The organism is Spongiactinospora sp. TRM90649, from assembly GCF_029382225.1.
Lineage (GTDB): Bacteria > Actinomycetota > Actinomycetes > Streptosporangiales > Streptosporangiaceae > Spongiactinospora.
The window spans coordinates 1-25,066 of the sequence record NZ_JARLTC010000051.1 but is presented as its reverse complement, the minus strand read 5'-3'; the positions used below and the strand labels follow the sequence as shown (position 1 = coordinate 25,066).

Annotated in this window: 26 protein-coding genes; 8 read left to right on the top strand and 18 right to left on the bottom strand. The window is 71.5% G+C overall.

Going from position 1 to position 25,066, the window contains the following annotated elements:
* Positions 1-6 precede the first annotated feature (6 nt).
* The 11 genes from P3X83_RS40555 to dacB form a co-directional block, all read right to left on the bottom strand.
* A complete protein-coding gene (locus P3X83_RS40555; RefSeq protein ID WP_277310744.1) occupies positions 7-462 on the bottom strand; it encodes a DUF3180 domain-containing protein in 456 nt (151 codons plus the stop codon).
* A 22-nt stretch (positions 463-484) separates the two neighbouring features.
* Positions 485-985 carry a 2-amino-4-hydroxy-6-hydroxymethyldihydropteridine diphosphokinase gene (gene folK / locus P3X83_RS40550; RefSeq protein ID WP_277310743.1) on the bottom strand — a complete coding sequence of 167 codons (501 nt, stop codon included), beginning with the start codon at positions 983-985 and terminating at the stop codon, positions 485-487.
* The gene (folB, locus tag P3X83_RS40545) at positions 982-1,359 is read right to left on the bottom strand and encodes a dihydroneopterin aldolase (protein WP_277310742.1); all 378 of its coding nucleotides are present in this window, start codon (positions 1,357-1,359) and stop codon (positions 982-984) included. Before folB ends, folK begins: the two co-directional genes overlap by 4 nt.
* On the bottom strand, positions 1,356-1,802 hold the full coding sequence (locus P3X83_RS40540) for a nuclear transport factor 2 family protein (RefSeq protein ID WP_277310741.1): 447 nt from the start codon (positions 1,800-1,802) through the stop codon (positions 1,356-1,358). The genes folB and P3X83_RS40540 overlap by 4 nt, the downstream gene beginning before the upstream one ends.
* Positions 1,799-2,653 carry a dihydropteroate synthase gene (gene folP / locus P3X83_RS40535; RefSeq protein ID WP_277310740.1) on the bottom strand — a complete coding sequence of 285 codons (855 nt, stop codon included), beginning with the start codon at positions 2,651-2,653 and terminating at the stop codon, positions 1,799-1,801. Before folP ends, P3X83_RS40540 begins: the two co-directional genes overlap by 4 nt.
* A gap of 103 nt (positions 2,654-2,756) precedes the next feature.
* Positions 2,757-3,353 carry a GTP cyclohydrolase I FolE gene (gene folE, locus P3X83_RS40530; protein WP_277310738.1) on the bottom strand — a complete coding sequence of 199 codons (597 nt, stop codon included), beginning with the start codon at positions 3,351-3,353 and terminating at the stop codon, positions 2,757-2,759.
* Positions 3,354-3,355: 2 nt separating this feature from the next.
* Positions 3,356-5,332 (bottom strand): ATP-dependent zinc metalloprotease FtsH, encoded by a 1,977-nt coding sequence (ftsH, locus tag P3X83_RS40525; RefSeq protein WP_277310737.1) that lies wholly within the window; start codon positions 5,330-5,332, stop codon positions 3,356-3,358.
* Between the two features lie 292 nt (positions 5,333-5,624).
* On the bottom strand, positions 5,625-6,203 hold the full coding sequence (hpt, locus tag P3X83_RS40520; protein WP_277310736.1) for a hypoxanthine phosphoribosyltransferase: 579 nt from the start codon (positions 6,201-6,203) through the stop codon (positions 5,625-5,627).
* 36 nt (positions 6,204-6,239) lie between these two features.
* Positions 6,240-7,271: a tRNA lysidine(34) synthetase TilS gene (tilS, locus tag P3X83_RS40515; RefSeq protein ID WP_277310735.1), complete on the bottom strand. Its 1,032-nt coding sequence runs from the start codon at positions 7,269-7,271 to the stop codon at positions 6,240-6,242.
* Between the two features lie 7 nt (positions 7,272-7,278).
* Positions 7,279-8,421, bottom strand: a complete 1,143-nt coding sequence (locus P3X83_RS40510) for a zinc-dependent metalloprotease (protein WP_277310734.1) — start codon at positions 8,419-8,421, stop codon at positions 7,279-7,281.
* A 66-nt stretch (positions 8,422-8,487) separates the two neighbouring features.
* Positions 8,488-9,894, bottom strand: a complete 1,407-nt coding sequence (gene dacB, locus P3X83_RS40505) for a D-alanyl-D-alanine carboxypeptidase/D-alanyl-D-alanine-endopeptidase (RefSeq protein ID WP_277310733.1) — start codon at positions 9,892-9,894, stop codon at positions 8,488-8,490.
* Between the two features lie 105 nt (positions 9,895-9,999).
* Here dacB and P3X83_RS40500 point away from each other — a divergent pair, with 105 nt between their 5' ends.
* Entirely contained in the window at positions 10,000-10,494 is a 495-nt protein-coding gene (locus P3X83_RS40500) for an inorganic diphosphatase (RefSeq protein ID WP_277310732.1), read from the top strand.
* 4 nt (positions 10,495-10,498) lie between these two features.
* Here the strand turns inward: P3X83_RS40500 and P3X83_RS40495 are convergent, their stop codons facing one another.
* The 4 genes from P3X83_RS40495 to P3X83_RS40480 form a co-directional block, all read right to left on the bottom strand.
* Positions 10,499-11,701, bottom strand: coding sequence for a C40 family peptidase (locus P3X83_RS40495; RefSeq protein WP_277310731.1), 1,203 nt, complete (start codon positions 11,699-11,701; stop codon positions 10,499-10,501).
* A 63-nt stretch (positions 11,702-11,764) separates the two neighbouring features.
* Positions 11,765-13,162, bottom strand: a complete 1,398-nt coding sequence (locus tag P3X83_RS40490) for a hypothetical protein (RefSeq protein ID WP_277310730.1) — start codon at positions 13,160-13,162, stop codon at positions 11,765-11,767.
* A gap of 80 nt (positions 13,163-13,242) precedes the next feature.
* Positions 13,243-14,034 (bottom strand): hypothetical protein, encoded by a 792-nt coding sequence (locus tag P3X83_RS40485; protein WP_277310729.1) that lies wholly within the window; start codon positions 14,032-14,034, stop codon positions 13,243-13,245.
* A gap of 146 nt (positions 14,035-14,180) precedes the next feature.
* A complete protein-coding gene (locus P3X83_RS40480) occupies positions 14,181-15,791 on the bottom strand; it encodes an ATP-binding cassette domain-containing protein (protein WP_277310728.1) in 1,611 nt (536 codons plus the stop codon).
* 320 nt (positions 15,792-16,111) lie between these two features.
* On the opposite strand from P3X83_RS40480, the gene P3X83_RS40475 reads away from it, so the two are divergent.
* The 6 genes from P3X83_RS40475 to P3X83_RS40450 all read left to right on the top strand — a co-directional run bounded on the left by P3X83_RS40475 (position 16,112) and on the right by P3X83_RS40450 (position 21,098).
* Positions 16,112-17,014 carry a LysR family transcriptional regulator gene (locus P3X83_RS40475; RefSeq protein ID WP_277310727.1) on the top strand — a complete coding sequence of 301 codons (903 nt, stop codon included), beginning with the start codon at positions 16,112-16,114 and terminating at the stop codon, positions 17,012-17,014.
* A 387-nt stretch (positions 17,015-17,401) separates the two neighbouring features.
* On the top strand, positions 17,402-18,322 hold the full coding sequence (locus tag P3X83_RS40470) for a PP2C family protein-serine/threonine phosphatase (RefSeq protein WP_277310726.1): 921 nt from the start codon (positions 17,402-17,404) through the stop codon (positions 18,320-18,322).
* Positions 18,323-18,392: 70 nt separating this feature from the next.
* On the top strand, positions 18,393-18,647 hold the full coding sequence (locus tag P3X83_RS40465; RefSeq protein WP_277310725.1) for a hypothetical protein: 255 nt from the start codon (positions 18,393-18,395) through the stop codon (positions 18,645-18,647).
* Between the two features lie 44 nt (positions 18,648-18,691).
* Positions 18,692-19,375 carry an ankyrin repeat domain-containing protein gene (locus tag P3X83_RS40460; RefSeq protein WP_277310724.1) on the top strand — a complete coding sequence of 228 codons (684 nt, stop codon included), beginning with the start codon at positions 18,692-18,694 and terminating at the stop codon, positions 19,373-19,375.
* Between the two features lie 127 nt (positions 19,376-19,502).
* Entirely contained in the window at positions 19,503-19,847 is a 345-nt protein-coding gene (locus tag P3X83_RS40455; RefSeq protein WP_277310723.1) for a YciI family protein, read from the top strand.
* 6 nt (positions 19,848-19,853) lie between these two features.
* Positions 19,854-21,098 (top strand): RNA polymerase sigma factor, encoded by a 1,245-nt coding sequence (locus tag P3X83_RS40450; protein ID WP_277310722.1) that lies wholly within the window; start codon positions 19,854-19,856, stop codon positions 21,096-21,098.
* A gap of 6 nt (positions 21,099-21,104) precedes the next feature.
* Here the strand turns inward: P3X83_RS40450 and P3X83_RS40445 are convergent, their stop codons facing one another.
* Both P3X83_RS40445 and P3X83_RS40440 read right to left on the bottom strand, forming a co-directional pair.
* A complete protein-coding gene (locus P3X83_RS40445; protein WP_277310721.1) occupies positions 21,105-21,794 on the bottom strand; it encodes an RICIN domain-containing protein in 690 nt (229 codons plus the stop codon).
* Between the two features lie 179 nt (positions 21,795-21,973).
* Positions 21,974-23,347: an MDR family MFS transporter gene (locus P3X83_RS40440; RefSeq protein ID WP_277310720.1), complete on the bottom strand. Its 1,374-nt coding sequence runs from the start codon at positions 23,345-23,347 to the stop codon at positions 21,974-21,976.
* A gap of 407 nt (positions 23,348-23,754) precedes the next feature.
* Between P3X83_RS40440 and P3X83_RS40435 the strand changes: the two genes are divergently transcribed.
* Complete coding sequence (locus P3X83_RS40435; protein WP_277310719.1) at positions 23,755-24,660, top strand: MerR family transcriptional regulator; 906 nt, start codon at positions 23,755-23,757, stop codon at positions 24,658-24,660.
* On the opposite strand, the gene P3X83_RS40430 is transcribed toward P3X83_RS40435, so the two are convergent.
* Positions 24,644-24,850: a hypothetical protein gene (locus P3X83_RS40430; protein ID WP_277310718.1), complete on the bottom strand. Its 207-nt coding sequence runs from the start codon at positions 24,848-24,850 to the stop codon at positions 24,644-24,646. The genes P3X83_RS40435 and P3X83_RS40430 overlap by 17 nt on opposite strands.
* Positions 24,851-25,066 lie beyond the last annotated feature (216 nt).

Genomic DNA, 25,066 nt, shown 5'->3' with positions numbered 1-25,066 from the left:
CAGCCGTCATCTGGGTTGGTCGTCGCGGTCGTCCTCCGGGATGCGGCAGCAGTACTCCAGGAACAGCGCGGCGCAGATCAGCAGCACGCAGGCCAGCAGCGACCCTCCGGCGACGAAGAAGTCGCGCTGCGGCACCTCCTGTTCGAGGAACTCGATGACGTGCAGGACGAACCCGGCGAACACCCCGCCGAACACCGCGCCCGCGTAGGCCGACGCCTTGGCCAGCGCGGCGAGCCGGGCGACGGCCAGCGGCTCCACCGGCTTGGTGTCGGGTTTGCGCTGGATACGGTTGCGGGTGGCGACCGCGCTGACCACCTCGCCGATGGCGAGCAGCAGCATCGTGGGGATGGCGGTCCAGGGGACGTTGGGCAGGATGGAGTAGCTCCGCTGGAGGATGAGCCAGGTCAGCAGCCCCACGACGGCGAGGACGGCGACCAGCACCGCCGGTCGGGTGGTCTTCACCCGGATTCCCCTCCTCGGTGAGTCACATCGGCACCTGGAGGGTGCGGTCGGTCAGTCGGCGCACGCCCCGGGTGTCGGACGCGGCGGCCAGTTCGGCGACCGAGCCGTGGCCGGGGAGCACCGCGCCGGGCTCGGCGTCCGCCCACGGCACCAGCACGAACGCGCGCTCGTGGGCGCGGGGGTGGGGCAGGGTGAGCCGGGGGTCGTCGAGCACGTGGTCGCCGGCGGCGATCAGGTCGATGTCGAGCGTGCGGGGGCCCCAGCGCTCGGCGCGGCGGCGTCCGAAGGAGTCTTCCACGCTCTGCGCGCGCTCCAGCAGCGCCCGGGGTTCGAGGGTGGTCTCGGCGATCACGACGGCGTTCAGGTAGGGGCCCTGCTCAGGGCCGCCCACCGGATCGGTCTCGTAGACCGGGGAGATCGCCACGAAGGTCAGGCCGGGGGCGTCGAACAGGGCGTCCACCGCCCCCTGCAGGGTGTCGAAGCGGTTGCCCAGGTTGCTGCCCAGGGCCAGCGCGACTCTCACGGACGGCTCCTGGTGATCGTGACGACGACGTCGTCGAAGGGCACCGGGATCGGGGCGGCGGGCTTGTGCACGCTCACCCGCGCCGCCTCCACCAGCGGCGAGATCTGGAAGCACACGTCGGCCAGGCGGGCCGCGAGGGTCTCGATCAGATCGACCGGCTCGCCCGCCACGACCGCCGCCAGCCGGACGGCAAGCTCGCCGTAGTCGGCCGTCTTGGCCAGGTCGTCGCCCGCGGCGGCGGGGGCGGTGTCGAGGAACAGCGTGACGTCGACCACGAACTCCTGGCCGAGCCGCCGCTCCTCGGGCAGCACGCCGTGGAACCCCCGGGCGCGCAGGCCGGTGAGCGTGATGGTGTCGTCGGCCTCAAGGGTCACGCGGTCTCCTCCTCGTCCTCCTCGTCGTCGTCGTCGCCGTGCAGCACCGGTGAGCCGTGGTGCATCCACAGCCGCCAGCCCTCGGAGGTCTTGACGAACGTGTTGCTGGCGACGACCTTGCCCGCGGCGAAGCTGGACTCGCCCTCGTCGCCGGCCGTCAGGATGTTCTCGGCGCAGGTCAGCACCGCGACGTCGCCGAAGATGGTGGTGCTGACGTCGGTCAGGACGAACTGGATGTAGGGCGTGTTGGCCATGATCAGCGCCCAGGAGCGGAGCACCTCGCCGCGCCCGCTCAGCATCGGCCAGCCGGGGTGCACGCAGCTCACCCGCAGCCCTTCGGCGTCCTGGGCCCAGATGTCGGTCATCCGGTCGAGGTCGGCCTCCTCGATGGCGGAGTAGAACTCCTGGTTGGCCGTCTCGACGGCCGCCGTGTCGACGCTCATCTGCCTCCTCCACGGTTCCATGCCGCGGCCACGCGCACGGCGTCGGCGTTGGCCGCCACCTGGTGCACCCGCACGCACCAGGCGCCGGCCCGCGCCGCCAGCGCGGTGACCGCGGCCGTGGCGGCGTCGCTGCCGTCGAACGGGCGGGGGGTGCCGTCGGGGGCCGCCAGCAGGCGCCCGAGGAAGCGTTTCCGCGAGGCTCCGATGAGCAGGGGGTATCCCAGCTCGGCCAAGCGATCGAGACCGGCCATCAGGCTCCAGTTGTGCTCGGCGTGCTTGGCGAACCCGAGACCCGGGTCGAGCACGATCTGCTCTTCGGCGACGCCTTCGGCGAGCACCAGATCGACGCGCTTGGCGAGTTCTTCGCGGACCTCGGTCACCACGTCGGCGTAGATCGCGCGGTTGTCCATGTCGTGGCTGTGGCCACGCCAGTGCATCACGACGTAGGGCACGCCCGCGGCGGCCACCACGCGCGGCATGGCCGGGTCGGCCAGCCCTCCGCTGACGTCGTTGACGAGCCTGGCCCCGACCTCCACGGCCGCCTGGGCGACCTCGGCGCGCATGGTGTCGACGCTGACCGTGACGCCGGCCGCGGCCAGCTCACGGATCACGGGCACCACTCTGGCCAGTTCCTCCTCAAGGGACACCCGGGCCGCTCCCGGGCGGGTGGACTCACCGCCCACGTCGACGATGTCGGCGCCCTGACGCACCAGCTCGTGGCCGTGCCGGATCGCCGCCCTCTCGTCGAACCACTGCCCGCCGTCGGAGAAGGAGTCGGGCGTGACGTTGACCACGCCCATGACCAGGCACCGCTCCTCGACGGGCATTGCGGGGACGCTCCATGTGGTCATGCGGACAAGCCTAGGTCGTCGCCGCCGCCCATCGACCCCGTGGGTCCACGTTGTGGATAACGAATCGCCTCGGGGCGCGCGCCCCCGGGGTCGTGGCGGGCGTTCAGCGGCCGATGATCAGCGACATGGCCTCGGCCCTGGTCTTGTCGCTGTCGCGGAAGCTGCCGCGGACGGCCGAGGTGATCGTCTTGGCGCCCGGTTTACGCACTCCGCGCATGGTCATGCACAGGTGTTCGCATTCGACCACCACGATGACCCCGCGCGGCTCCAGGACCTCCGTCAGCGCGTCGGCGATCTGGGAGGTCATCCGCTCCTGGACCTGGGGACGGCGGGCGTAGACGTCGATCAGCCGGGCCAGCTTGGACAGCCCGGTGATCTGCCCCTTGACGTTGGGGATGTAGCCCACGTGCGCCACCCCGTGGAAGGGCACCAGGTGGTGCTCACAGGTGGAGTAGACCTCGATGTCGCGGACCAGCACCATCTCGTCGTGGTCGGCGTCGAAGATGGTGGTCAGCACGTCTCGCGGCTTCTGGCCCAGCCCGGCGAACTGCTCCGCGTAGGCGCGGGCGACCCGGGCCGGGGTCTCCTGAAGGCCGTCCCGGTCCGGATCTTCGCCGATCGCGATGAGGATCTCGCGAATCGCCTTCTCGATCCGGGCCGAATCGACCTTCAGGGGTTCCTCTTCGTAAGCGTCGGACACGCTCAGACCCCGTCTCGGGGGATGGCGTCCTTCGGCTCCATGCCGGGGCCGGGGGTGAGCGCGCCGTTGCCGCTCTGCTCCTTGCGGGTCAGCACGGGCGGGCGGTCGGACGGCAGGCGCTTGCCGTACCCGGCGTAGGACGGCCGGTGTTCCTTGACCACGACCGGGGCGAAGATGGACAGGACCATCTCGCGCGAGAGGGTCTCCTTCTCCATCAGCTCCAGCACCAGGTTGTCGAGCACGTCGCGGTACTCGACCAGGATCTCCCACGCCTGGTCGTGCGCCGATTCGATCATCCGGCGGACCTCTTCGTCGATCGACGAGGCGATCTTCTCGGAGTAGTCGCGCTCGTGACCCATCTCACGACCCAGGAACACCTCGGCGTTGCCGGTGCCGAACTTGCGGGCGCCGAGCTGTTCGCTCATGCCGTACTCGGTGACCATCCGCCGGGCCACCGCGGTGGCCTTCTCGATGTCGTTGGAAGCGCCGGTGGTCGGCTCGTGGAAGACCAGTTCCTCGGCCGCGCGCCCGCCGAGCAGCATGGCGAGCTGGTCCATCATCTCCGACCGGGTGGCGAGGAACTTGTCCTCCATGGGCAGCGTCATCGTGTAGCCCAGCGCCCGGCCCCGGGACAAGATCGTGATCTTGTGCACCGGGTCGGAGTTGGGCAGCGCGTGCGCCACCAGCGCGTGACCGCCCTCGTGGTAGGCGATCATCTTCTTTTCCTTGTCCGACATCACGCGGGACTTGCGCTCGGGCCCGGCCATGACGCGGTCGATGGACTCCTCAAGGACGTCCATCGTGATGAGCTTCTGGTCGGCGCGCGCGGTGAGCAGCGCGGCCTCGTTGATCACGTTGGCGAGGTCGGCGCCGGTGAACCCCGGGGTGCGGCGCGCGATGACGTCGAGGTCGACGTCGTCGGCGAACGGCTTGCCCCGGCCGTGCACCCGCAGGATGCCCTTGCGGCCCTCCAGGTCGGGACGGTCGACCGTGACCTGCCGGTCGAAACGCCCCGGGCGCAGCAGCGCCGGGTCGAGGATGTCGGGCCGGTTGGTCGCCGCGATCAGGATCACGCCGCCCTTGACGTCGAAGCCGTCCATCTCCACGAGGAGCTGGTTCAGCGTCTGCTCGCGCTCGTCGTGCCCGCCGCCGAGACCCGCGCCGCGGTGCCGGCCCACCGCGTCGATCTCGTCGATGAAGATGATCGCCGGAGCGTTGGCCTTGGCCTGCTCGAACAGGTCGCGGACCCGGGAGGCGCCGACACCGACGAACATCTCCACGAAGTCGGAACCCGAGATCGAGTAGAACGGCACCCCGGCCTCGCCGGCGACGGCCCTGGCGAGCAGGGTCTTACCGGTGCCGGGCGGGCCGTACAGCAGCACGCCCTTGGGGATCTTCGCGCCGATCGCCTGGAACTTGGCCGGGGCCTGAAGGAACTCCTTGATCTCCTGGAGCTCCTCGATGGCCTCGTCGGCGCCCGCGACGTCGGCGAACGTGGTCTTGGGGGTGTCCTTGGTGATGAGCTTGGCCTTGGACTTGCCGAAGTTCATCACCCGGCTGCCGCCGCCCTGCATCTGGTTCATGATGAACAGGAAGATCAGCACCACGATGACCAGCGGCAGCAGGCTCACCAGCAGGCCGAGCAGGAAGTTCTCCCTCGGCACCTCGACGGTGTAGCCGTTCTGCAGCCTCTTGGCGTCACTCGCCTGCTGGAGCTGGGTCGCGAGCTGCACACCCTGGCCGGACACCCACGAGGAGTAGTAGCGCTTGCCGTCGGTCAGCGTGACCTCGATGCGCTGGTCCTTGTCGATGATCTTGGCCGTCTTGACCTTGCCCTCGTTGATCCAGCTCACGACCTTCGAGGTGTCGGTGCGCTCGAAATTGCCGTCACTGCTCCACATGGTGGTGACGAGCAGGAGCAGCACGACGATGCCCAGGATCCACAGGAGTGGCCCACGTGTAAATCGCTTGAGATCCATCCGATGCGGAACCCCGGCGGGCCCGTCCCTTCCTGACCAAGGCCTGGCACCCCGGCAAGTCGCACCGAGGTCGCGGCATCCCTAACCGCTCCAACTGACTACCCGCCGGGGACGGCGCGTCACCTTCGGGCAGTCAGAAGGTACACCGGTGCGCCGGGCAGGGACACTGCCCAGGCTTCACCGTCTGCCCTACCAACGTACGTCAGGCGTGGCAGTGTTCCCGGCGACCGCCACCAATGTCAGGGTTTGCCGGGCTTCACTTCGCCCAGAGCGTATTAACGGTGGTTTCGGATTACCGCTTTTCAGTGGTTTTTCCGTCTCCGCCGTACACGTGGGGTGCGAGGGTGCCGATGAAGGGCAGGTTTCGGTACCGCTCGGCATAGTCGAGGCCGTAGCCGATCACGAACTCGTTGGGGATGTCGAAACCCACATATTTCACATCGATCGGCACCTTGATGGCATCCGGCTTGCGGACCGCCGCGCAGATCTCCACCGAGGCGGGGTTGCGCGAGCGCAGGTTGCGGACCAGCCACGACAGCGTCAGGCCGGAGTCGATGATGTCCTCCACCACCAGCACGTCGCGCCCGGCGATGTCGGTGTCGAGGTCCTTCAGGACCCGGACCACCCCGGAGGTCTTGGTGCCCGCCCCGTAGGAGGAGACGGCCATCCAGTCCATCTCCACCGGGACGCGCAGCGCCCTGGCCAGGTCGGCCATGACCATGACCGCGCCCTTGAGGACTCCGACGATGAGGAGGTCCCTGCCCGCGTAGTCCGCGTCGATCTTGCCGGCGATTTCCTTGATCTTCGTCCGGAGCTCGTCCTCGGTGATGAGGACCCGCTCCAGGTCACGGCCCATGTCGGCTGCGTCCACCTGGGGTGTTTCCTTCGCGTCGCGCGCTCGCCCGGCTCAGCCGGGCTTCCTGGCGAGTATCAGGGTGCCACACCGGCGAACGGCGGCGACGCCCCCGGGTAGGTCGATCCCGCGCTGCCCGCGCCACCCGGCGACCAGTTTGTCGATCTCCAGCACGTGGGCGGCCGACAGCGTACCGGGCGGCGACCCGGCCTCGATCGCCGCGCGCCGCAGAACCCGCCGCCGCACGGCGGCGGGCAGCCCCTCGACCTCGGATACGGCCAATGCCACGCCCTCGCCGCCCTCCCGGGCGGCGGAAGGGCCCTCGGCGATATCGCTACAAGCGAAATCCACCCGGGCGTTCGCGTAGGCCGATCCGGCCCAGGCGTCGAGCGCGTCAGCGTCCTCCCGGCACAGCACCGCCGTACGGGCGAGCGCGTCGGCGATCCCCGGCCCCAGTTCGGACTCCAGCACCGGCAGCACCCGCCCGCGGACGCGCACCCGGGTGAACCTGGCGTCCTCGTTGTGCGGGTCGTCCCACGGCGTCAGGTCCAGGGCTGCGCAGGCCGCGCGCGTGGTGCTCCGGGAAAGGCCGAGCAGCGGGCGCAGGTACAGCCCCGACCGGGCCGCCATCCCCGACAGCGACCGGACCCCGCTGCCGCGCGCGAGCCCCAGCAGCACCGTCTCGGCCTGATCGTCCAGGGTGTGCCCGAGCAGGACGGCGGCGGCCCCCAGGCGCTTCGCGGCCCCTTCCAGCGCCGCGTAGCGCGCCTGGCGCGCGGCGGCCTCCGGACCGCCCGCCCGGCCCACCTCTACGCGGATCGCCTCGGCCGGATCGAGCCCCAGCCCGGCGGCCAGCTCCACGACGGTGGCGGCGCGGGCCGCCGAGCCGTCCTGGAGGCCGTGGTCGACGGTCACCAGCCCCGCGCGCAGCCCGGCGCGCGGGGCCTCGAAGCCGGTGGCGGCGGCCAGGGCCAGGGAGTCGGCGCCTCCGCTGGCCGCGACCAGCGCCAGGGATCCCGCCGGCAGGTCCGCGAGCGCCGCGCGGACCGCGCGGCGGACGTCGGCGACGGCGGGACGCGGCCCCAACGGGCCCCTACTCCGCGGGCGGAGAGGGGTCGATCTCCCGCCCGGCGCCGTTGACGTGGCCGTTGCCGCCCTCCGAGCCGAGCGCCGGGGTGGTCGCCACCCGGGCGATCCAGCGCGCGGGGTCGGCGATCTCCTGCTGCGTGGGCAGGGTCTCGGGGCTGCCCCAGACCTTGTTGAAGCCGTCCATCCCGACCTGCGCGACCACGGTGCGGACGAACGCCGCGCCTTCGGCGTACTGCTTCATCTTCAGGTCGATGCCGAGCAGGCGGCGCAGCGTGCGGTCGAGCCGCGAGCCGCCCTCCCTGCGGTGCTGGAACTTGGCGCGGATGTCGGCCACGGTGGGCACCACCGACGGGCCCACGGAGTCCATCACATAGTCGCCGTGGCCCTCGACGAGGGTCATCACGGCGGTCAGGCGCTCCAGGATCTGCTTCTGCTCGGGGGTCTGGATGGCGTCGATCAGGTTGCCCTCGCCGCCGCGCACGGCGTCGGCCACCGCGTCGGCGGCGGAGCGCAGCCGGTCGAGCAGGGTGGTCAGGTCGAGGTCGGCGGCGAGCAGGAACTCGGTCATCTGCGACCGGACGTACTCCCGCAGCCAGGGCACGCCGGTGAACTGCACCCGGTGGGTCTCCTCGTGCAGGCAGACCCACAGCCGGAAGTCGCCGGGCACGACGCCCAGCTCGCGCTCGGCGTTGACGATGTTGGGGGCGACGAGGGTCAGCCGCCCGGTGGGCGCCTTGCCCGACGGGTCGGGCGGCAGGAACAGCTCGTACTGCCCGAGCACCCGGGAGGCAAGGAACGCCAGGACGGCGCCGACCTCCACCCCGGTGACGCGTGAGCCGACCGCCGCCACGATCGCGGGAGGACGGCCGTTCGCGGACTCGGACATGCGACGCGTGAGAGGTTCGAGGACGACGCGGAAGCCCGCGACGTTGGCCTTGATCCACCCGGGACGGTCGACGATGGTCGCCGCCTGTGGCGCGGCTCCCCCGTCGATCCGGGTGAACTCGCGCACGTGGCCCTCGGCCTCGCGGGACGCCCTGCGCAGGTCGGCCACGGCCTGCCGGGCCTCCTCACGGGTCACCTGCGGGCCAGGGCGCACCAGGCGCGTTCCGGTGGAGACGGCGAGATCCCAGTCGATCACCTGCATAACGTCCACCGTACGTGGTCGTTCACGTCACCGCGCAAGTCTCCCCCGCCGGGCCTGGCGAGAGTGTCAGCAGCCGCACCGGGAGACGATCGCGGCCAGGCGGTCGAGCGCCGCCTCGGCCTTGCCCCACCCGGCCGGTACGTCGTCGGCCATGAAGGCGAAGGCGACGAGCCTGCCGTCGGTGGTGGTGACCAGCCCGGCCAGGGTGTTCACCCCGTTGAGGGTGCCGGTCTTGGCCCGGACGAGCCCCACGCCCGGCTCGCTGTCCTTCTTGGCGAACCGCCCGCCCAGGGTGCCGGAGAACCCGGCGACCGGCATGCCGCTGACCACCCCGTGCAGGTGCGGGTTGTCCGGGGAGGCGGCCACGCCGAGCAGGCGGGCCAGGCCCGCCGGGCTGATGCGGTTCTTGGTGGACAGGCCGCTGCCGTCGTGGACGCTGACGCCCTTGGCGGCCTTGAGCCGGGCCAGCACGGCCGGGACGGCCTGCGCCACCCCGGCGAACGACGCCGGACGCCCCTCCTTGATGGCCACGTGCCGGGCCAGCGCCTCGGAGAGGTCGTTGTCGCTGGTGGTGAGCGCGCGCTCGACCAGCGCGTAGACCGGCGCCGACTCGACCCTGGCCAGCTCGCGGGCCTCCTTGGACGCCTTGACCCGCTTGACGGACGGGGAGGCGGTCACGCCGTACCGCTTGAGCAGCCGGGCGAAGGCCAGCGCGGCCGTACGGGGCGGGTCGGCGACCCGCGCCCGGCTCTCGGGGGCGCTGCGGCCCTCGTCAATGGCCAGCGCGGTCACCGGGGCGACGCTGCCTTCCGGGATGTAGCCGGGCTTCCACCCGGGGGCGGTGCGCGGGCCGGTGAACAGGGAGTCGTCGTAGCCCAGGCTCACCTTCGCGACGCCCGCCGCCTTCAGCTCCTTGGCGGTGCGCTGGGCGAGCTGCGCCAGCGACGCCTGCCGCGGGTACGGCGGGCTCTTCGGCGCCTTCGGCCCGAGCAGCGTCGGGTCGCCGCCGCCGACCAGCACGATCGCGTTCTTCGCCGGGCCGCCGACGACCTTGGTCGCCAGGCGCTCGTCGGGGCCGAGCGAGGCCAGCGCGGAGACGGAGGTGACCAGCTTGGTGGTGGAGGCGGGGGTGATGCCGATGTCGGCGCGGGAGCCGTAGAGCACCGCTCCGGTGGAGGCGTCGACCACCACGGCGCCGACGCTGTCGCCGAGCGCGGGGTCACCCAGCGCGTCCGTGAGCCTGCCTGCCAAAGTACCCTTGACGGGGAGAGGTCCGTTCCCTCCCGCGGCCAGCACCGGGCCCGCGGTCTTAACGGGAACGAACGGAGGCTCGGCCGGCGGCGCCGGACGTGGCGGGCTCGTCAGCGCACCCAGGTTGACGTCATTGGTGACCACATGGACGCCGGCGACGATCACGAAAACCTGGAGCAGGCCGAGAGTGACCACGGTCGTCCATCGCTCACGCCGTATCACGCCGCCGTCCTCTCTCCTACCAGTTACGCCTACGAGTACCAGTTACGCCTACGAGACATTAACGCCCGTCCGGGGTGCCCCGGGGGCTTGAGCGGAGGAACCGCGGTGGACTTCGACGTTGTCGTTGAGATTCCAAAGGGACAACGGAACAAGTATGAGGTCGATCACAAGACCGGGCGGATCCGGCTCGACCGGCTGCTGTTCACCGCCACCCAGTACCCCGCCGACTACGGCTTCATCGAGAACACCCTCGGCGAGGACGGCGACCCGCTCGACGCGCTGGTCCTGCTCCAGGAGCCGACCTTCCCAGGGTGCCTGATCAGTTGCCGGGCCGTCGGGATGTTCCGGATGACCGACGAGAAGGGCGGCGACGACAAGGTCCTGTGCGTGCCATCCACCGACCCCCGGATGGAGCACATCAGGGACATCCACCACGTGGCGGAGTTCGACCGCCTGGAGATCCAGCACTTCTTCGAGGTCTACAAGGACCTGGAGCCCGGCAAGTCGGTCGAGGGCGCCAACTGGGTGGGGCGCGTCGAGGCCGAGGCCGAGATCCAGAACTCCATCCGGCGGGCGGCCGAGCAGGGCGGCGTGCACTAGCCGCTCACGCGGGCCGGGTGGCCCCGACCAGGTCGTCGCGCCACATCGGGGCCACACGCACCACGTCGCCGGTCTGCGGCGCGTGGATCATCATCTCGTTGCCGATGTACATGCCGACGTGGTGGATGTCGCCGGGGTTGGCGGTGACGCGGCCGAAGAACAGCAGGTCGCCCCGCCGCAGCGAGTCGAGCGGGACGTGCGGCCCGGAGGTCCACTGGGTGCCGGTCCAGTGGTCGAGCCGTACCCCCGCCCGCTCCCAGGCCCGCATGGTGAGCCCCGAGCAGTCGTAGGTGTCGGGCCCGTCCGCGGCCCACACGTACGGCTTGCCGAGCTGGGTGAGCGCCCAGTTCGCGGCGATGTCGCCGCGTTCGGCCGACGCCCCTCCCCGCGCCGCCTTCACGGTCGCCGTGCCGGTGACCGCGGCCTGGGCGGCCTGCAACGCGGCCCGCTCACGGGCGGCGGCGCGGGCGCGGGCCATCCGGTCGGCCTCCGACCTGGCCTCGTCGAGCCGGGTCTGGATGACGTCCACCCGCTGCCGCAGGCCCTCGGTCTCCTCCTGCTGCCGCGTGAGCGCGGCCTGCGCCGTGGCCTTGGCGGCCTCGGCCCGGCCGGCGGCCCGCTGCCGCTCGTCGTACGCCTGCGCGGCCTGGCCGCGCATGATCGCGGCGACCTCCTGCGCGTCGCGCATCCGGTCGAGGACCTCGGCCTGCGCGCCGCTCAGATGCTGCAGAACGCTCGCCTGGTGCAGGTAGCCGGGCAGCCCTCCCCCGCCGCCCGCGCCGATCACGGCGGCCATCGGGCGGGTCAGATCGACCCCGCCGTAGCTCTGCGCGGCCAGCGCGGCGACCGCGGCCCTGGACTCGGCGAACCGCGCGTCGGCGGCCCGCAGCCGCTCGGCGGCGGCCAAGCTGTCACGCTCGGCCGAGGCCAGCCGTACGACCTCGCCGTTGTACGCCTCCACCAGGCGTTCGGCGTCGGCGTCGAGCGACTTGAGCCGGGCTCTGGCGGTGGCCAGTTCGGCGGTGACGGTGCCGAGCCGTCCGGCACGCTCGCGTACGGCACGCCGCGCCTCGGCGACTTCGTCGGCCGACGGGCCCGGGTCGGCGGCGGCCGGAAGCGCCATCGAGGCGGCCAGCAGGGGGACCAGCGCCGCCAGGGCGCGGGTCGTGCGGGCACGCCGGGACGGCGTGGCGGGGGCCGAATGCATGGCTCCCCCTCTCACCAGGGACAACAACATGCACAGACTTCCCCGTTGTAACTCTCTGCACACCTATGTCACAGAGGGTGTTGGCTCAGCGCCGCTGGGCGCGGTGAACTGCGGCGTTTCCGGCAGTGGGCCCGAATCGTCGTTCGGCCCGGGGTCCGGGGTGGGCTCGGACTCTGAGGGCGGCGGCATAGGACGCCGAGACGGCGGGCAGGGGCTCGGCCGCGGGCTCGGCTCGGCCCGCCTGGACGGGCGCGGGGAGACGTCGATGGGCGTCGGCGAGTCGCGCACGGGGTCGGGCAGGACGCGTTCCCGCCACCGGGGCCGGTCCGGCGGCGCGGCCCGATGCGTGAAGAACCGGCGCGGCGGTGGGAAGGGACTCGGGGTGTCGGCGAGCGGCCGGAGCGAGGCGCGCGACCGCCCCTCCCTGGACGGCCGGCCCGCCCGCCCCTCATGGGCCGCCGGTGCCCCGGCCGCCGGAGGCGACGGCCGGGGCACCGGCGGCTCGACCGCCTCGGGGGTGTTGGGCGTGGTGGCCGCCACGTCCGCGCCGGGGGCCTGCGCCGCGAGCCCCGACGCGTAGAACGCCCCGATCAGCGCGGCCACCGCCGCAACCGCCCCGGCAGCCGCCGCAGGACGCCGCCGATCCCCTTTGACGGCTCCCGCCGGAAACCCCCGGGCGTCCAGCAGCCCCACCCGGCCCGCGACGTGACGCCGGTAGGGCAGCAGTTCGGGATCGGTGAAACAGCTCAACACGCCGACCCGCAGCGTGGCGGGCAGCGGAAGGACCGGCAGCAGGTCGAACACCTTGGCCGTGGAGATGTGCCCGGCGCGGTGCGGCCCGCACGTCCGGCACCGGCGGATGTGGCGGATCAGCCGCTCACGCGCGGTGTCGCCAAGCTCGCCGGCGCGCCCGGCCAGGATGCGCGCCCGGCCCCGGCAGTCGGCGGCGGCGTCCCTGGTCAGGAACTCGGCCGTCACCGCGTCGCGCAGCCGGTCGCGGGCGGCGTCGTGCGCCTCCTGGGCGGCCCCCGCGGCGACCCCGGTGACCAGGGCGATCTCGTCGGGGCCGAGGCCGCGCCTGGCGGCCAGGTCGAGCAGCCCCCGGTCGCCCGCGGGCAGGCTCCGGGCGGCGTGCCAGGCCACCGCGCCCGGCCCGCTCACCGGCCCCGGCACGGCGGGCGGCCCCTCGGCCGCGGAGCGCTCGGCCGGTCGCGCCCGCCGTTCGCATTCCACCCGCGCCAGCGCGAACAGCCACAGCCGCAGCCGCTCCGGATCGCCGAGCACGTGCACGTTGGCCTCGGCGGCGATCAGCGTGTCACGCAGCGCGACCTCCGCGCCGTCGGAACTCGCCAGGACGAAGTGACAGAACTGGTAGATGTCTTCGGCATACGTGTCATAAAGCATCGCGAGCGCGCCCGGATCCCGGGCGCGCAGTGCTTCCACCAGGATGCGTTCGCTCATGTGACGGATGGTAAACGCCTCGTAACCACTTGTTGCGGCGTTTGGTCAAGGCCGTTCGTCAAGGCCGTCCGCGCCCCGGCTCACTGCCCGGCGGCGGTGCCCGGCGTCTCCTGGCGTCCCCGGTCCTTCGGGAACGGCGGCGTGCTCGGCTTGGTGGTGTGCACCGGCAGCGCCCCGCCCGCCGCCAGGTCCTCGTACGGACGGCTCGTCGTCCCCCACGTCCGCGCCACCACCTCGGCCCTGGACACTCCCGCCGGGGGCTTGTCCACCGTGAGGATGAACCGCGGCTTGTTGTCCGCGCGCACGTCGTCCACGAAGGTGCTGGTCCCGCCCAGCAGCTTGCCCTCCTTGTCACGCAGCAGCGCGGTCACCACGAGGCTGCTCGCGGCGAGCCGGTACGGGTTGCCCACCCGCCCGGTCACCAGGTAGCCACCGTTCTTCTGCCGCCGCTCGAAGATGTCGGTGACCGGGAACGCCCGGAAGGCGGAGGTGATGCGCCCGGCGGGCTTCCACTGCGCGGGCTTGTAGGAGAGGTCCACCTTGACCGGCTGCTGCGCGGCGATGGCCTGCCCGCTGAAGGCCAGGGTGCCCGCGGGCGGCACCGCGTCCAGCGGCTGCTCCATCCGGACCACCTCGGCGCCCTTGGCGTCCCTGGCCACGATCGTGGCCACGACCTGCTCGCCGAAGTGCCACGGGTTCTGGTTGGCGAGCACCGCCGCCCAGTTCACGATGTAGCCGTCGGCGCTCTTGACGATGGACGACGCCTGCTCCTTCACCGCGAGCGGCCGAAGCGGGCGCTCCTTCTTCTCCTCGGCCGCGCAGGCGGCCAGCGAGGCCGTCGAGGCCAGGCCGAGCAGACCGGTGAGGGCCATGGCACGGAAAACACGACTACGCTGCGTCACAGTGCCGTCATAATCCGCGCGCCCGGATGCGTTCCCCCGGGCGCGCGGCGGTGCTACGAAAGCTTTGCGCGGCCCTTAGCGCGGGCGTACGAGCCCTGGCGCGGGCGTACGACCCCTTAACGCGGGCGTACGACCCGGCCTTCGTCCCAGACCGGCTCGGGGGCCTCGTACACCTGGCCGTCGGCGCCGAAGATCAGGAAACGGTCGAAGTCGGCGGCGAACCAGCGGTCGTGGGTGACCGCCAGCACCGTGCCGTCGAAGGCGTCGAGCCCGGCCTGCAACGCCTCGGCGCTGGCCAGGTCGAGGTTGTCGGTCGGCTCGTCGAGCAGCAGCAGGGTCGCCCCCGACAGCTCCAGCAGCAGGATCTGCAACCGGGCCTGCTGGCCGCCGGACAGCGTCTCGAAGCGCTGGTCGCCGATCGTGCCCGCCAGCTCGTAGCGGGACAGCGCCTTCATCGCCTCGTTCCGCGGCCTGGCGTGCTCGGCCATCACGATCTCGCACGGGGTGCGGCCGGTCAGCTCGGGACGCGCGTGGGTCTGCGCGAAGTGGCCGGGCACGACCCGCGCGCCCAGCTTCGCCACCCCGGTGTGGGCGATCGGCTCGCCCCCCAGCAGGCGCAGGAAGTGGGACTTGCCCGAGCCGTTGGAGCCGAGCACCGCGACCCGCTCGCCGTACCAGATCTCCTGGTCGAAGGGCCGCATCAGGCCGGTCAGCTCCAGGCCCTCGCACACGACCGCGCGCTTGCCGGTCCGGCCGCCGCGCAGGCGCATGCTGATGAGCTGGTCCTTCGGCGGGACCTCCGGCGGACCCGCCTCCTCGAACCTGCGCAGCCGGGTCTGCGCGGCGTGGTACGCCGCCGCCATGCCGTCGTTGTAGGTGGCCTTCTGCTTGAGCATCACGACCAGGCGCCGCAGCTTGGCGTGCTCCTCGTCCCACCGCCTGCGCAGTTCCTCAAGCCGCTCGTTGCGCTCCCTGCGGGCCTCCGAGTATCCGGCGAACCCGCCGCCGTGGATCCAGACGTTGCCCGACTCGACGGTGACGATCCGGTCGACCGCGTCGGCCAGGAGCTGCCGGTCGTGGCTGACCAGCAGGACGGTCTTCGGGGTCTCGCGCAGCGCCTGTTCGAGCCAGATCTTGCCGGGGACGTCGAGGTAGTTGTCCGGCTCGTCGAGCAGCAGCACCTGGTCGGGGCCGCGCAGCAGGGCCTCCAGGACCAGGCGCTTCTGCTCTCCGCCGGACAGCGTGTTCACCTCGCGGTACTTCACCCGGTCGTACGGCACGCCGAGCGCCGCGACCGTGCAGGTGTCCCACAGCACCTCGATGTCGTAGCCGCCCGCGTCGGTGTAGTCGGTGATCGCCTGGGCGTACCGGAGCTGGGTCTTCTCGTCGTCGCGCTCCATCATCGCCAGCTCGGCCTGGGCGAGCAGCTCGGCGGCCCGCCTTACGCCGGGCGGCGCGACGCCGAGCAGCAGGTCGTGGACGGTGCGGTCATCGCGGATGCCGCCGATGAACTGGCGCATCACGCCCAGCCCGCCCGAGGAGGCCACACTCCCCTCGATCGGCTGCAGGTCACCGGCGATCAGCCGGACCAGCGTGGTCTTGCCCGCGCCGTTGGGCCCGACCAGCGCGGCCTTGACGCCCTCGCCCACCCGGAACGAGACGTCGTCGAGCAGCGGGCGCCCGTCGGGCAGGACGTATGTGAGGTGCCCGACCTCGACGTGCGACACGGCTGATCCCTTCATCGGCGCCTGGTGTTCCCGCTGCGGAGGCTACCTGCCGTCGTTTCCGGTGGCACTCCAATTTTCCGGGGGGATGTTGTGGTTCACCCGGAACAGGTGACCCGGATCGTATTCGCCCTTCAGCTCGACGGCCGCCGCAGCTCGATCACGGCGGGCCCGTCCTCGCGGCCGAGGTGCGCCACATATCCGTCCTGGCCCGGTAGTAGGACCGGGCCATGGGTCTCGATGGTTGTCATGCGGCTCAGCCGATCACCCGGAAAGGGGCACGAACCAGACGCAGATCGCACGTAGAGTCATAACAAGAGGTGATGAAACGGGGGGAATGCGTGGAGATTCGCCAGCTCACGTATTTCGTCATGGTGGCCGACACTGGCGGCTTCGGGCGGGCGGCGGAGAGCCTCGGCATCGTCCAGCCCGCCGTCAGCCAGCAGGTGGCCCGCCTGGAGCGCGAGCTCGGCGTGCGCCTGTTCGACCGCTCGACCCGGCACGTGCGGCTCACCGAGGCGGGCGAACGGCTGCTCGGCGAGGCCCGCGCCGTGCTCGCGGCGGCGGAGCGGGTCCGCAGGGTGGCCCGGACGGTGGCCGACGAGGCCGCGATCACGCTTCGGCTGGGCACCAGCCGCGTACCGGGCGACCGGCTCTACCCGATGCTGGAGGAACTGGCCGTCGCCGCGCCCGGGGTGCGCGTCAAGCTGTCCAAGATCGGCCCGCAGGAGCGGTTGCGCGGGGTGCGCACGGGCGAGCTCGACGCCGCCACCGTGCAGATCATCGACTCGGCGGAAGGACTCGAACTGATCCCGCTGTGGTCGGAACCGATGCTCGCCGCGCTGCCCGGGGGCCACCCCCTCGCCGCCGAGCCCGTGCTGCGCCTGGCGAAGCTCGCGGACCTGCCGCTGCGCCTGCCCACCCGGGAGGACGACGCGGCCCTCCACGACTTCGTCAAGGACGCCTGCCGCAAGGCGGGCATCGCCCCGCCCGAGGGGCCGCCGTTCACCAACCTGCCGGACACGTTGCTGTGCATCGCGGTGAACACGCCGTCGTGGACGGCCTTCTACCCGACGGGCGACCCGCCTCCGGCGAAGAGCGTGGCGTACCGTCCGCTCGACGGGGTGTGGGTCACCACCTACCTGGCCGTTCCGCCAGGTCCGCCCACCCCTCAGATCCGCCGCCTCCTCGACGCCTGCGCGAAGGTGACCTCGATCCCGGTGTGACGCCGCCGTGGGCCCGGCGTGATGTCGGCGCGGTCCGGTGCCGGGTGACGTACGGGCGGGACGGCTAGACTCGACGCACAGAGCCACAGCCCAGCGCGAAGCGCCGACCTGGCTGAGCCGCCGAGCCGAGTCATCCGCTCGGCCGCGGCCCCGGCCGAGCGCAGCCCCACGGCAGCAAGGACATCACGACCGATGCCCGTCAGCGAGCACCTGCGGAGCGTGTGGACGCCACCCGAGAGGGCGTTCTACGTCGATTCTGGTGAAGGCATCAACGGCTCCGGACATTTCACCATTTGGCGGCCCGGGTCGGCTAGTGAGCGCTTTCTCCTTATTGCCCTGGTCGTTGGAGCGCTGAGCATAGGGCCGCTCTCCGCCACCTTCGGCGATATGTGGGCCCCTCTGGTGTTGCTCGCCCCGGTCATCCTCTTCGGTGGGCTGCGGCTCCGCCCGCCCGGCCTGGTGGTCCTCCTGATCGCGAGCGTGATCTCCGTCGTCTACGGCACCGCCGCGGGCGGCCTCCACGTGATCACGCTGCTGGTGCTCGCGGCGGTGGCGCTGCTCGCCGTCCGGCTGGCCAGCTACCGCGACAACGTCGGCATCCGGGGCCTGCGCGGCGGACGGCTCCTCGCCGACCTGCGCGACCGCCTCAAGACGATCAACCGTCTCACCCCGCTGCCGAAGGGATGGGGCGGCAAGGCCGTCGCCCGCCAGGCCCCCGGCTCGCTGTTCTCCGCCGACCTGACCCTCTCCCATCAGGTGGACGACCGCCTGGAGGTCGCCCTGGTCGACGTCTCCGGCAAGGGCACCGACGCCGCGAGCCGCGCCCTGATGATCGCGGGCGCCTTCGGCGGCCTGCTCGGCACCGTGCCCGCCGACCGGTTCCTCGCCGCCTGCAACGGCTACCTGCTCGACCAGCCCGAGCTGGAGGGCATCGTCACCGCCGTCCACCTCAGCCTCGACCTCGGAAGCGGCCGCTACACGATCCGGTGCGCCGGACACCCTCCCGCCGCCCGGCTGGCCCCCGGCAGCGGCACCTGGCGTCTCAGCGACGCCCGGGGCATCGCCCTCGGCGTCGTCCCGAACGCCGAATGGGGCCCCGAACAGGGCTCCCTGGCCAAGGGCGACGCGCTCATGCTCTTCACCGACGGCATGTGGGACCCCCGCCTCGGCGCCGACAGCGGAGTCGACCGTCTGCTCGGCGAGGCCGAGATCCTCGTCACCAAGGGCTACAAGGAGGCGGGCAACCTCGTCAAGAACCTCGCCGGCAAGCGCGACGACTGCGCGCTGGTCCTGATCTGGCGCACCTGACCAAGTCGCGCACGACAGGCGACACGATCCCGCCGCCGCTTTACTATGCGCTGGGAAGAGAGGTGATCGCTTGGCACGCTGGTGGCCGGTCGGCCTGGCCGCGGGAGTCCTCCTCGTCACGGGCTGCGCCGTTGACGAGCAGATCTACGTCTCCAACATCACCGACAACCACGGACGTGTGTGCACGTTCGTCTATACCTCCACGGAGGGCGTCGGCTGGGGAGCGGGCAGGGACATCGACGTGAGCCAGCTCGACTGCGAATATCCGCCTCCGGGGCGTTCCCCGGGCAAACCCACGACCATCCCCATGAGTCCCCCACCTTGATAACCGGTAGAGGCTGACGCGGCCGTCCACGCAGACTGGTGCGTATGGGCACTGAAGCCACGAACCTCTACGAAACCGGGCCGTCCGGCTCGACGCCGCTCTACCTGGCCTCCGTGCGCGGTGACGCCCAGTCCGTCCGCGCCCTGCTCGGCGCAGGGGCCGACCCCGACCAGGAGAGCGGCGCCGATGATGAGGGCCTGCCGCTGTGCGCCGCCGCGTCCTGGGGGCACACCGAGACGGTGGAGGCCCTGCTCAGCGCGGGGGCCGACCCCGACCTGCGCGAGGACGCCGGGCGCAGCGCGATGGCGGCGCTGCACTGGGCCGCCTCCGGAGTCCACCCCGGCGTCGTGACCGCCCTCCTCACCCGTGGCGCGGACCCCGACGTCGCCGACGGCCGGGGCCGTACCGCGTTGTCCCACGCCGCCGAACGCGGCACCGCCGAGATCGTGCGGCTCCTCCTCACCCACGGCGCGGACCCGCACCGCACCGACGACGCGGGCCGCGCCCCGATCGACCTGGCCCGCACCCTCGCCGGCCGCGACCTCGCCGCCGACCTGCGCCACGACGCCGAGGCGGCGGCCCCCGCCGGCTCCTCCATCACCGTCCGCCACGAGCCCAACGTGATCACCGTCGAGACCCGCGCCCCCGACGGCTCCCTCCGCTCCGAACGCTTCCTGCACACCGCCCACGCCGCGATCGTCCGCCTCCTGGAGCAGTCGCCCTCCTGACGACATTTACGGTGTCTCCCGGATCGCGTGAAGAAACTTCCGGGATCGTGTCCATACGGCCCTGTCCCATCCGTAGTGCTGCTGAACAACGCCGTATGTGCGAGAACACCAAGAGAACGGACCCGGCATGAAGTACATGCTTCTGATCAACAGTGACCCCGAGCGCGCGACCGGTGGGGCCTCGTTCGAGGACTGGATGGCTTACGACAAGTCGGTGCGCGACGCGGGGATCTTCGTCGCGGGACACTCCCTCGCGGACCTGGTCACCGCGACGACCGTCCGCGTCGCGTCGGACGGCAGCCGGGCCATCACCACCGACGGCCCGTTCGCCGAGACGCGTGAGATCCTCGGCGGGTACTACGTGATCGACGTCCCCGACCTCGACGCGGCCCTGGACTGGGCCGCCCGCTGCCCCGGCTCACGCGACGGCGGATCGATCGTGGTGCGCCCCGTGGCCGAGTTCGAGGGCTGATCACCCGTGTCAGGGCAGGCCGCGACGGCGGTGGAAGCGGTGTTCCGCGAAGAGCGCGGCCGTCTCCTGGCCACGCTGGTGCGCCGCTTCGGTGACCTCGACCTGGCCGAGGAGGTCACGGCCGAGGCCATCGAGGTGGCGCTGGTGCGCTGGCCCGTGGACGGCGTGCCGCCGAACCCGGGAGCATGGCTGGCCACGACCGCCCGCCGCAAGGCCGTCGATCGTCTGCGGCGCGACACCGCGTACGCCGCCCGGCTGGCGCTGCTGCACGCGGAGGCGGAGCGATCCGCCCCCGCCCCGGGCACCGGCGACCGGAGCGGCCTGCCCGACGAACGGCTCCTGCTGTTCTTCACCTGCGGCCACCCGGCCCTGCCGCCGGAGGATCGCGTCGCGCTCAGCCTGCGATGCCTGGCCGGGTTGTCCACGCCCGAGGTGGCACGGGCCTTTCTCGTGCCGGTCGCGACGATGGCCAAACGGATCGTGCGGGCCAAGAAGAAGATCCGCGAGGCGCGCATCCCCTTCCGCGTGCCGGAACCCGACGAGCTGCCCGAACGGCTGGCGGGTGTGCTCCAGGTCATCTACTCGATCTTCACCGAGGGCTACGCGGCCAGCGCCGGCCCCGACCTCCAGCGTCCCGGCCTCGCCGGGGAGGCCGTCCGGCTGGCGCGCATCCTGTGCCGCCTGCTGCCCGCCGAACGCGAGGTCACCGGACTGCTCGCGCTGATGCTGCTGATCCACGCCCGCCGCGACGCGCGCACCGGGCCCGGCGGACGGCTGGTGCTCCTGGCCGACCAGGACCGCGACCGCTGGGACCGGCCGATGATCGAGGAGGGTCTCGCCCTCGTGCCGGCCGCGCTGTCGGGCGGTCCGCCCGGCCCGTACGGCGTGCAGGCAGCGATCGCCGCCCTGCACGACGAGGCCGCCGACCTCACCACCACCGACTGGCCCCAGATCGTCGCCCTCTACGACGTGCTGTTCACGCTCACGCCGTCCCCGATCGTGGCGCTGAACCGCGCGGTCGCGATCGGCCTGTGCGACGGCCCCCAGGCCGGGCTGACCCTCCTCGACGACCTCGCCGACGACCCCCGCCTGATGTCCTACCACCCCTACCACGTGGCGCGCGCCGACCTGCTGTCCCGTCTCGGCAGGACCGGCGAGGCCACCGCCGCCTACCGCCACGCCCTCACCCTCGCGGGCACCGACCCCGAACGCGCCCACCTCCGCCACCGGATCTCATCCCTGGAGGGCTGATCGGTGTCAGCCTGGAGCGACGGTCCACCGCTGGCCGGGCTCTCCGGTGCAGTCGGCGGTGAAGATCTGGCCGCTCTCCTCCTTCGCGGTCAGGCAGCCGCCGTCCGGGAAGCGGCTCATGTTCAGCATCCCCCGGACGCGGTAGCCGCCGTCGCCGTCCGGTTCGAACCGCCACAACTGGTCGTCCTGGCCCTGGTAGCTCGCGAGCTGCACCTTCCAGTCGTCGTTGCCGCCGTTGACCACGCCGCCCTCCGCGACGATCACGTCCGCGACCATGCCGCCCTTGAAGAAGGTCTCGACGCTCCACGCGCCCGCCTCGCGTTGCCGCAGGATCCAGTGCTGGTTCCGATTCCCCTCGTTGGGCTTGGCGGCCTGGATTCGCGTGCCCTCACCCGTCCGGCCGTCGTAGAGGTCCATCGCCCAGCCGTTGGCCGAGACGAAGGTGACCGGTTTGCCCTCAAGCGCGGCGAGCCCCTGATCGGCGGCCGGCGTGTTCCCGCCGTCACCGGTCGCGATCTGGCTCGCCGTCACGGTGGCGGCGCCCCCGTCGGGCGTGGACTGCGCCGAAGGCTCGGACTGCCTGGTCGTGAACATGACCGTGATGACGGCCGCCACCAGGGTCGCCGTCGCCCCGATGACGGCCGCGGCGATCGTCCTGTCCCTGCCTCTGCCCCCGTGCGGGTTCGGCTCGCTCATATCTCGATCCCCCCACAGGCACGCGTCCTCCAGCAAGATCCCTATATGCCAGAGTACGGTCACCCGGACCCGGGTGACCGTATCAATGGCTTCTCAAGTGGCCGACCGGTAGCCAGTCGGTAGCGCGGCCCGGTAGCCGGTCAGTGCCCGCGCTCAGTGACCGCGCTCAGTGACCGCGCTCAGTGACCGCCTCCCTCTACGGCCTGGGTGGCGCGGGCCGGGAGGAGCAGGGCGGTGATGATCACGATCGCGGACAGCGCCGCGCCGATGATGAAGGCCATCCGCATGCCGTCGAGCGTGGCGACCGCGTCGGCGGCCCCCGTGGCCTTGACGACCTCGGCCCGCGCGCTCATCACGGTGATCACGAGCGCGGTGCCGATCGCCGCCGCGACCTGCTGCAGCGTGCTCAGGATCGAGCTGCCGTGGGAGTAGAGCGACGGGGGAACCGCCCCGAGCCCGAGGGTGAACACCGGGGTGAAGGTCGCGGCCAGGCTCACCATCAGCAGCGCGTGCAGGCCGAGGAGCTGCCAGAACGGCATGGTCATGGTGACCTGGGTGAAACCGATGAGGGCGAGCGAGATCCCGATCGCGCCGGGAATGACCAGCACCCGGCCGCCGAACCGGTCGAACAGGCGGCCGACGGTCGGGCCGAGCAGCCCCATCGCCAGCCCGCCGGGCATCACCAGCAGCCCGGTCTGCAGGGGGTCGAGCCCGCGGATGTTCTGCAGGTACAGCGGCAGCAGGATCATCGAGCCGAGCATCGACATGAACGCCACGGACATCATGATCAGCGCGACGGTGTACGTGCGGTGCCGCAGCGTGCGCAGGTCGAGCAGCGGCACGCCGCGCTTCTGCAGCGAGAGCTGGCGCAGGACGAAGACGGCGATCGCCAGCAGCCCGGCCGCCACGATCGCGCCCGCCAGGCGCGCGTCACCGCCCTCGAAGCGGCTCAGCCCGTACACCAGGCCGCCGAACCCGGCGGCGGCGGTGACCACGCTCAGCCAGTCGATGGTGCTGTACTTGGGCTCCCCGATGTTCTTGAGCTGGCGCAGCCCGCCGTACGTGATCAGGCCCGCGATCGGCAGCACCACGCCGAACAGCCACCGCCAGTCCCCGAACTGCAGGATCACGCCCGACACCGTCGGCCCCATCGCGGGCGCGACCGAGATCGCCAGGGTGACGTTGCCCATCACCCGGCCACGGTCGCCCTCGGGCACCACCTGCATCAGCGTGGTCATCAACAGCGGCATCATCACGGCCGTCCCGGACGCCTGCACGATGCGCGCGGCCAGCAACACCTCGAAAGTCGGCGCGACGGCGGCCAGCGCCGTGCCGATCAGGAACAATCCCATCGCGGTCGCGTACGCGCCGCGGGTGGTGACCCGCTGCAGGAACCACCCGGTGATCGGAATGACGGCCGCCATGGTCAGCATGAAGGCGGTCGACAGCCACTGCGCGGTCTGCTCGGTGATGTGCAGCGCTTCCATCAGCCGGGGGATCGCGTTGATCATGATCGTCTCATTGAGAATGACCACGAACGTGGCGAGCACCATCAGCCGGATCAAGGTTGGTGTTCGACGACCTGAACCTTTGGTCGTGGACTTGGCAGGAGAGTCGAGCTGTGAAACGGACACGGCACCTCGATCTGGGGTTGACGGACATACGCGTTCACGGCTGGCGTCCAAGCCGGGGGATCTCACAGGGGCTTGCGCTCAACACCAAGACTGACGTGTACCACCGACAAAACTCATCGGCCCGGCCCTGCATTCCAGGGGGCGGTCCCCCCGTTGGACCACTTTCAAGTCTGATCGACATCGGTGACCGCAGGCTTATGACCTGGTGAAATCCCGAGAGAGAGCGATTGCCGATCTTTGACTGCCACTCATTTTGGCACAGAGTGACAATAATCACGATCCCGCTGACTTGCGCCTCCCCCAAGGGGAGTGGCCAGGCTGGCCGCATGGACGGCGAGAGATTCCTGACCATCGGCGACCTGGCCCGCCGCACCGGGCTGACGATCAAGACCATCCGCTTCTACGCCGACCGCGGGATTGTGCCGCCCACCACCCGCAACGCCGCCGGCCACCGCCTGTACGACGCCGGGGCACTGGCCCGCCTGGAGCTGGTGCGAACCCTGCGCGACCTCGGCCTGGACCTCCGCGTCATCCGCGAGATCGTCGCCCGCGAGGCGTCCTTGCCGGAGGTCGCGGCGTCCCACGCGGCGGCGCTCACGGCCCAGATCGAGATCCTGCGGCTGCGGCGAGCCGTCCTGACGACGGTCGCCCGGCGCGGCACCACACCTGAGGAGATGGATTTGACGCACCGCCTGGCCACGATGTCGAAGCGGGAACGCACGAGTTTGATCGACGACTTCCTCGACAGCGTCTTCGACGCCCCCGAGCACGTCGTCAGGGGCATCCGCACCACCATGACCCCCCACCTGCCGGACGATCCCGAGCCCGAGCAGATGGACGCCTGGGTGGAACTCGCCGAGCTGACCGCGGACCCCGGCTTCCGCACCCGGCTGCGGACGACCATCGCCCGGCTCACGGCGGGCGGGCACACCCGTACGACACCCCCACGCCCCGACCTGGCCGCCACCGTACGAGAGCGGGTCGCCCCCGCCCTGGCGGCCGGAATCGACCCCGCATCACCCGCCGCCGACGCGACCGCGACGGCCCTGCTGGCGAATGCCGACGCCGACGACCTGCTCGCCGGGCTGGAATTCATGAACGACCCCCGCCGGGACCGCTACTTCGAGCTCCTCGCCGTCATCAACGCCTGGCCGTCCCCTCGGCCGCTGTGCCCGTCCCTGTCCTGGGCGATCCAGGCGCTCCGGACCCGGCGGGCTACGGGAACACGATGAACAGGATCATCAGCGCGGCCCCCAGGGCGAACGTGCAGCCGTAGACGATCCGCATGCCCACGCCGAACCACGTCTCATTCGACTCGCCCGGACGGTAGGGGATGCCGTTCAGGTCGCGCCCGAACCTCCTCGGGACCACGAACCCGTGCACGGACATGCCCATGACGAAGACCGCCAGCAAGATTCCCACCCACCGAGTGTGACTCCGGCCGCTTTCGTTCTCCTTATCGAGGATCCTCGCCGTAATCGCGCGTGCCCATGTGACCCGAAGGAATCACATCAGGGTCCATCGGTTCGTCACACCGCACCGGGATCCTCTCAGCCGCCCTCTAGACGAGTAAGTCCTAATCCGAGTCAGTGGTCATAAGCGATCAGTGACCGGGTGATGGGCTGGCCGGTCTCGCGG

Bases quoted from the DNA above. Each gene is read 5' to 3' on its own strand.
- P3X83_RS40540 (WP_277310741.1), bottom strand. From the start codon at position 1,802: ATGAGCGTCGACACGGCGGCCGTCGAGACGGCCAACCAGGAGTTCTAC.
- folP (WP_277310740.1), bottom strand. From the start codon at position 2,653: ATGACCACATGGAGCGTCCCCGCAATGCCCGTCGAGGAGCGGTGCCTG.
- ftsH (WP_277310737.1), bottom strand. From the start codon at position 5,332: ATGGATCTCAAGCGATTTACACGTGGGCCACTCCTGTGGATCCTGGGC.
- P3X83_RS40510 (WP_277310734.1), bottom strand. From the start codon at position 8,421: ATGCAGGTGATCGACTGGGATCTCGCCGTCTCCACCGGAACGCGCCTG.
- P3X83_RS40495 (WP_277310731.1), bottom strand. From the start codon at position 11,701: ATGCATTCGGCCCCCGCCACGCCGTCCCGGCGTGCCCGCACGACCCGC.
- P3X83_RS40490 (WP_277310730.1), bottom strand. From the start codon at position 13,162: ATGAGCGAACGCATCCTGGTGGAAGCACTGCGCGCCCGGGATCCGGGC.
- P3X83_RS40485 (WP_277310729.1), bottom strand. From the start codon at position 14,034: ATGGCCCTCACCGGTCTGCTCGGCCTGGCCTCGACGGCCTCGCTGGCC.
- P3X83_RS40475 (WP_277310727.1), top strand. From the start codon at position 16,112: ATGAAACGGGGGGAATGCGTGGAGATTCGCCAGCTCACGTATTTCGTC.
- P3X83_RS40470 (WP_277310726.1), top strand. From the start codon at position 17,402: ATGTGGGCCCCTCTGGTGTTGCTCGCCCCGGTCATCCTCTTCGGTGGG.
- P3X83_RS40460 (WP_277310724.1), top strand. From the start codon at position 18,692: ATGGGCACTGAAGCCACGAACCTCTACGAAACCGGGCCGTCCGGCTCG.
- P3X83_RS40455 (WP_277310723.1), top strand. From the start codon at position 19,503: ATGAAGTACATGCTTCTGATCAACAGTGACCCCGAGCGCGCGACCGGT.
- P3X83_RS40445 (WP_277310721.1), bottom strand. From the start codon at position 21,794: ATGAGCGAGCCGAACCCGCACGGGGGCAGAGGCAGGGACAGGACGATC.
- P3X83_RS40440 (WP_277310720.1), bottom strand. From the start codon at position 23,347: ATGGTGCTCGCCACGTTCGTGGTCATTCTCAATGAGACGATCATGATC.
- P3X83_RS40435 (WP_277310719.1), top strand. From the start codon at position 23,755: ATGGACGGCGAGAGATTCCTGACCATCGGCGACCTGGCCCGCCGCACC.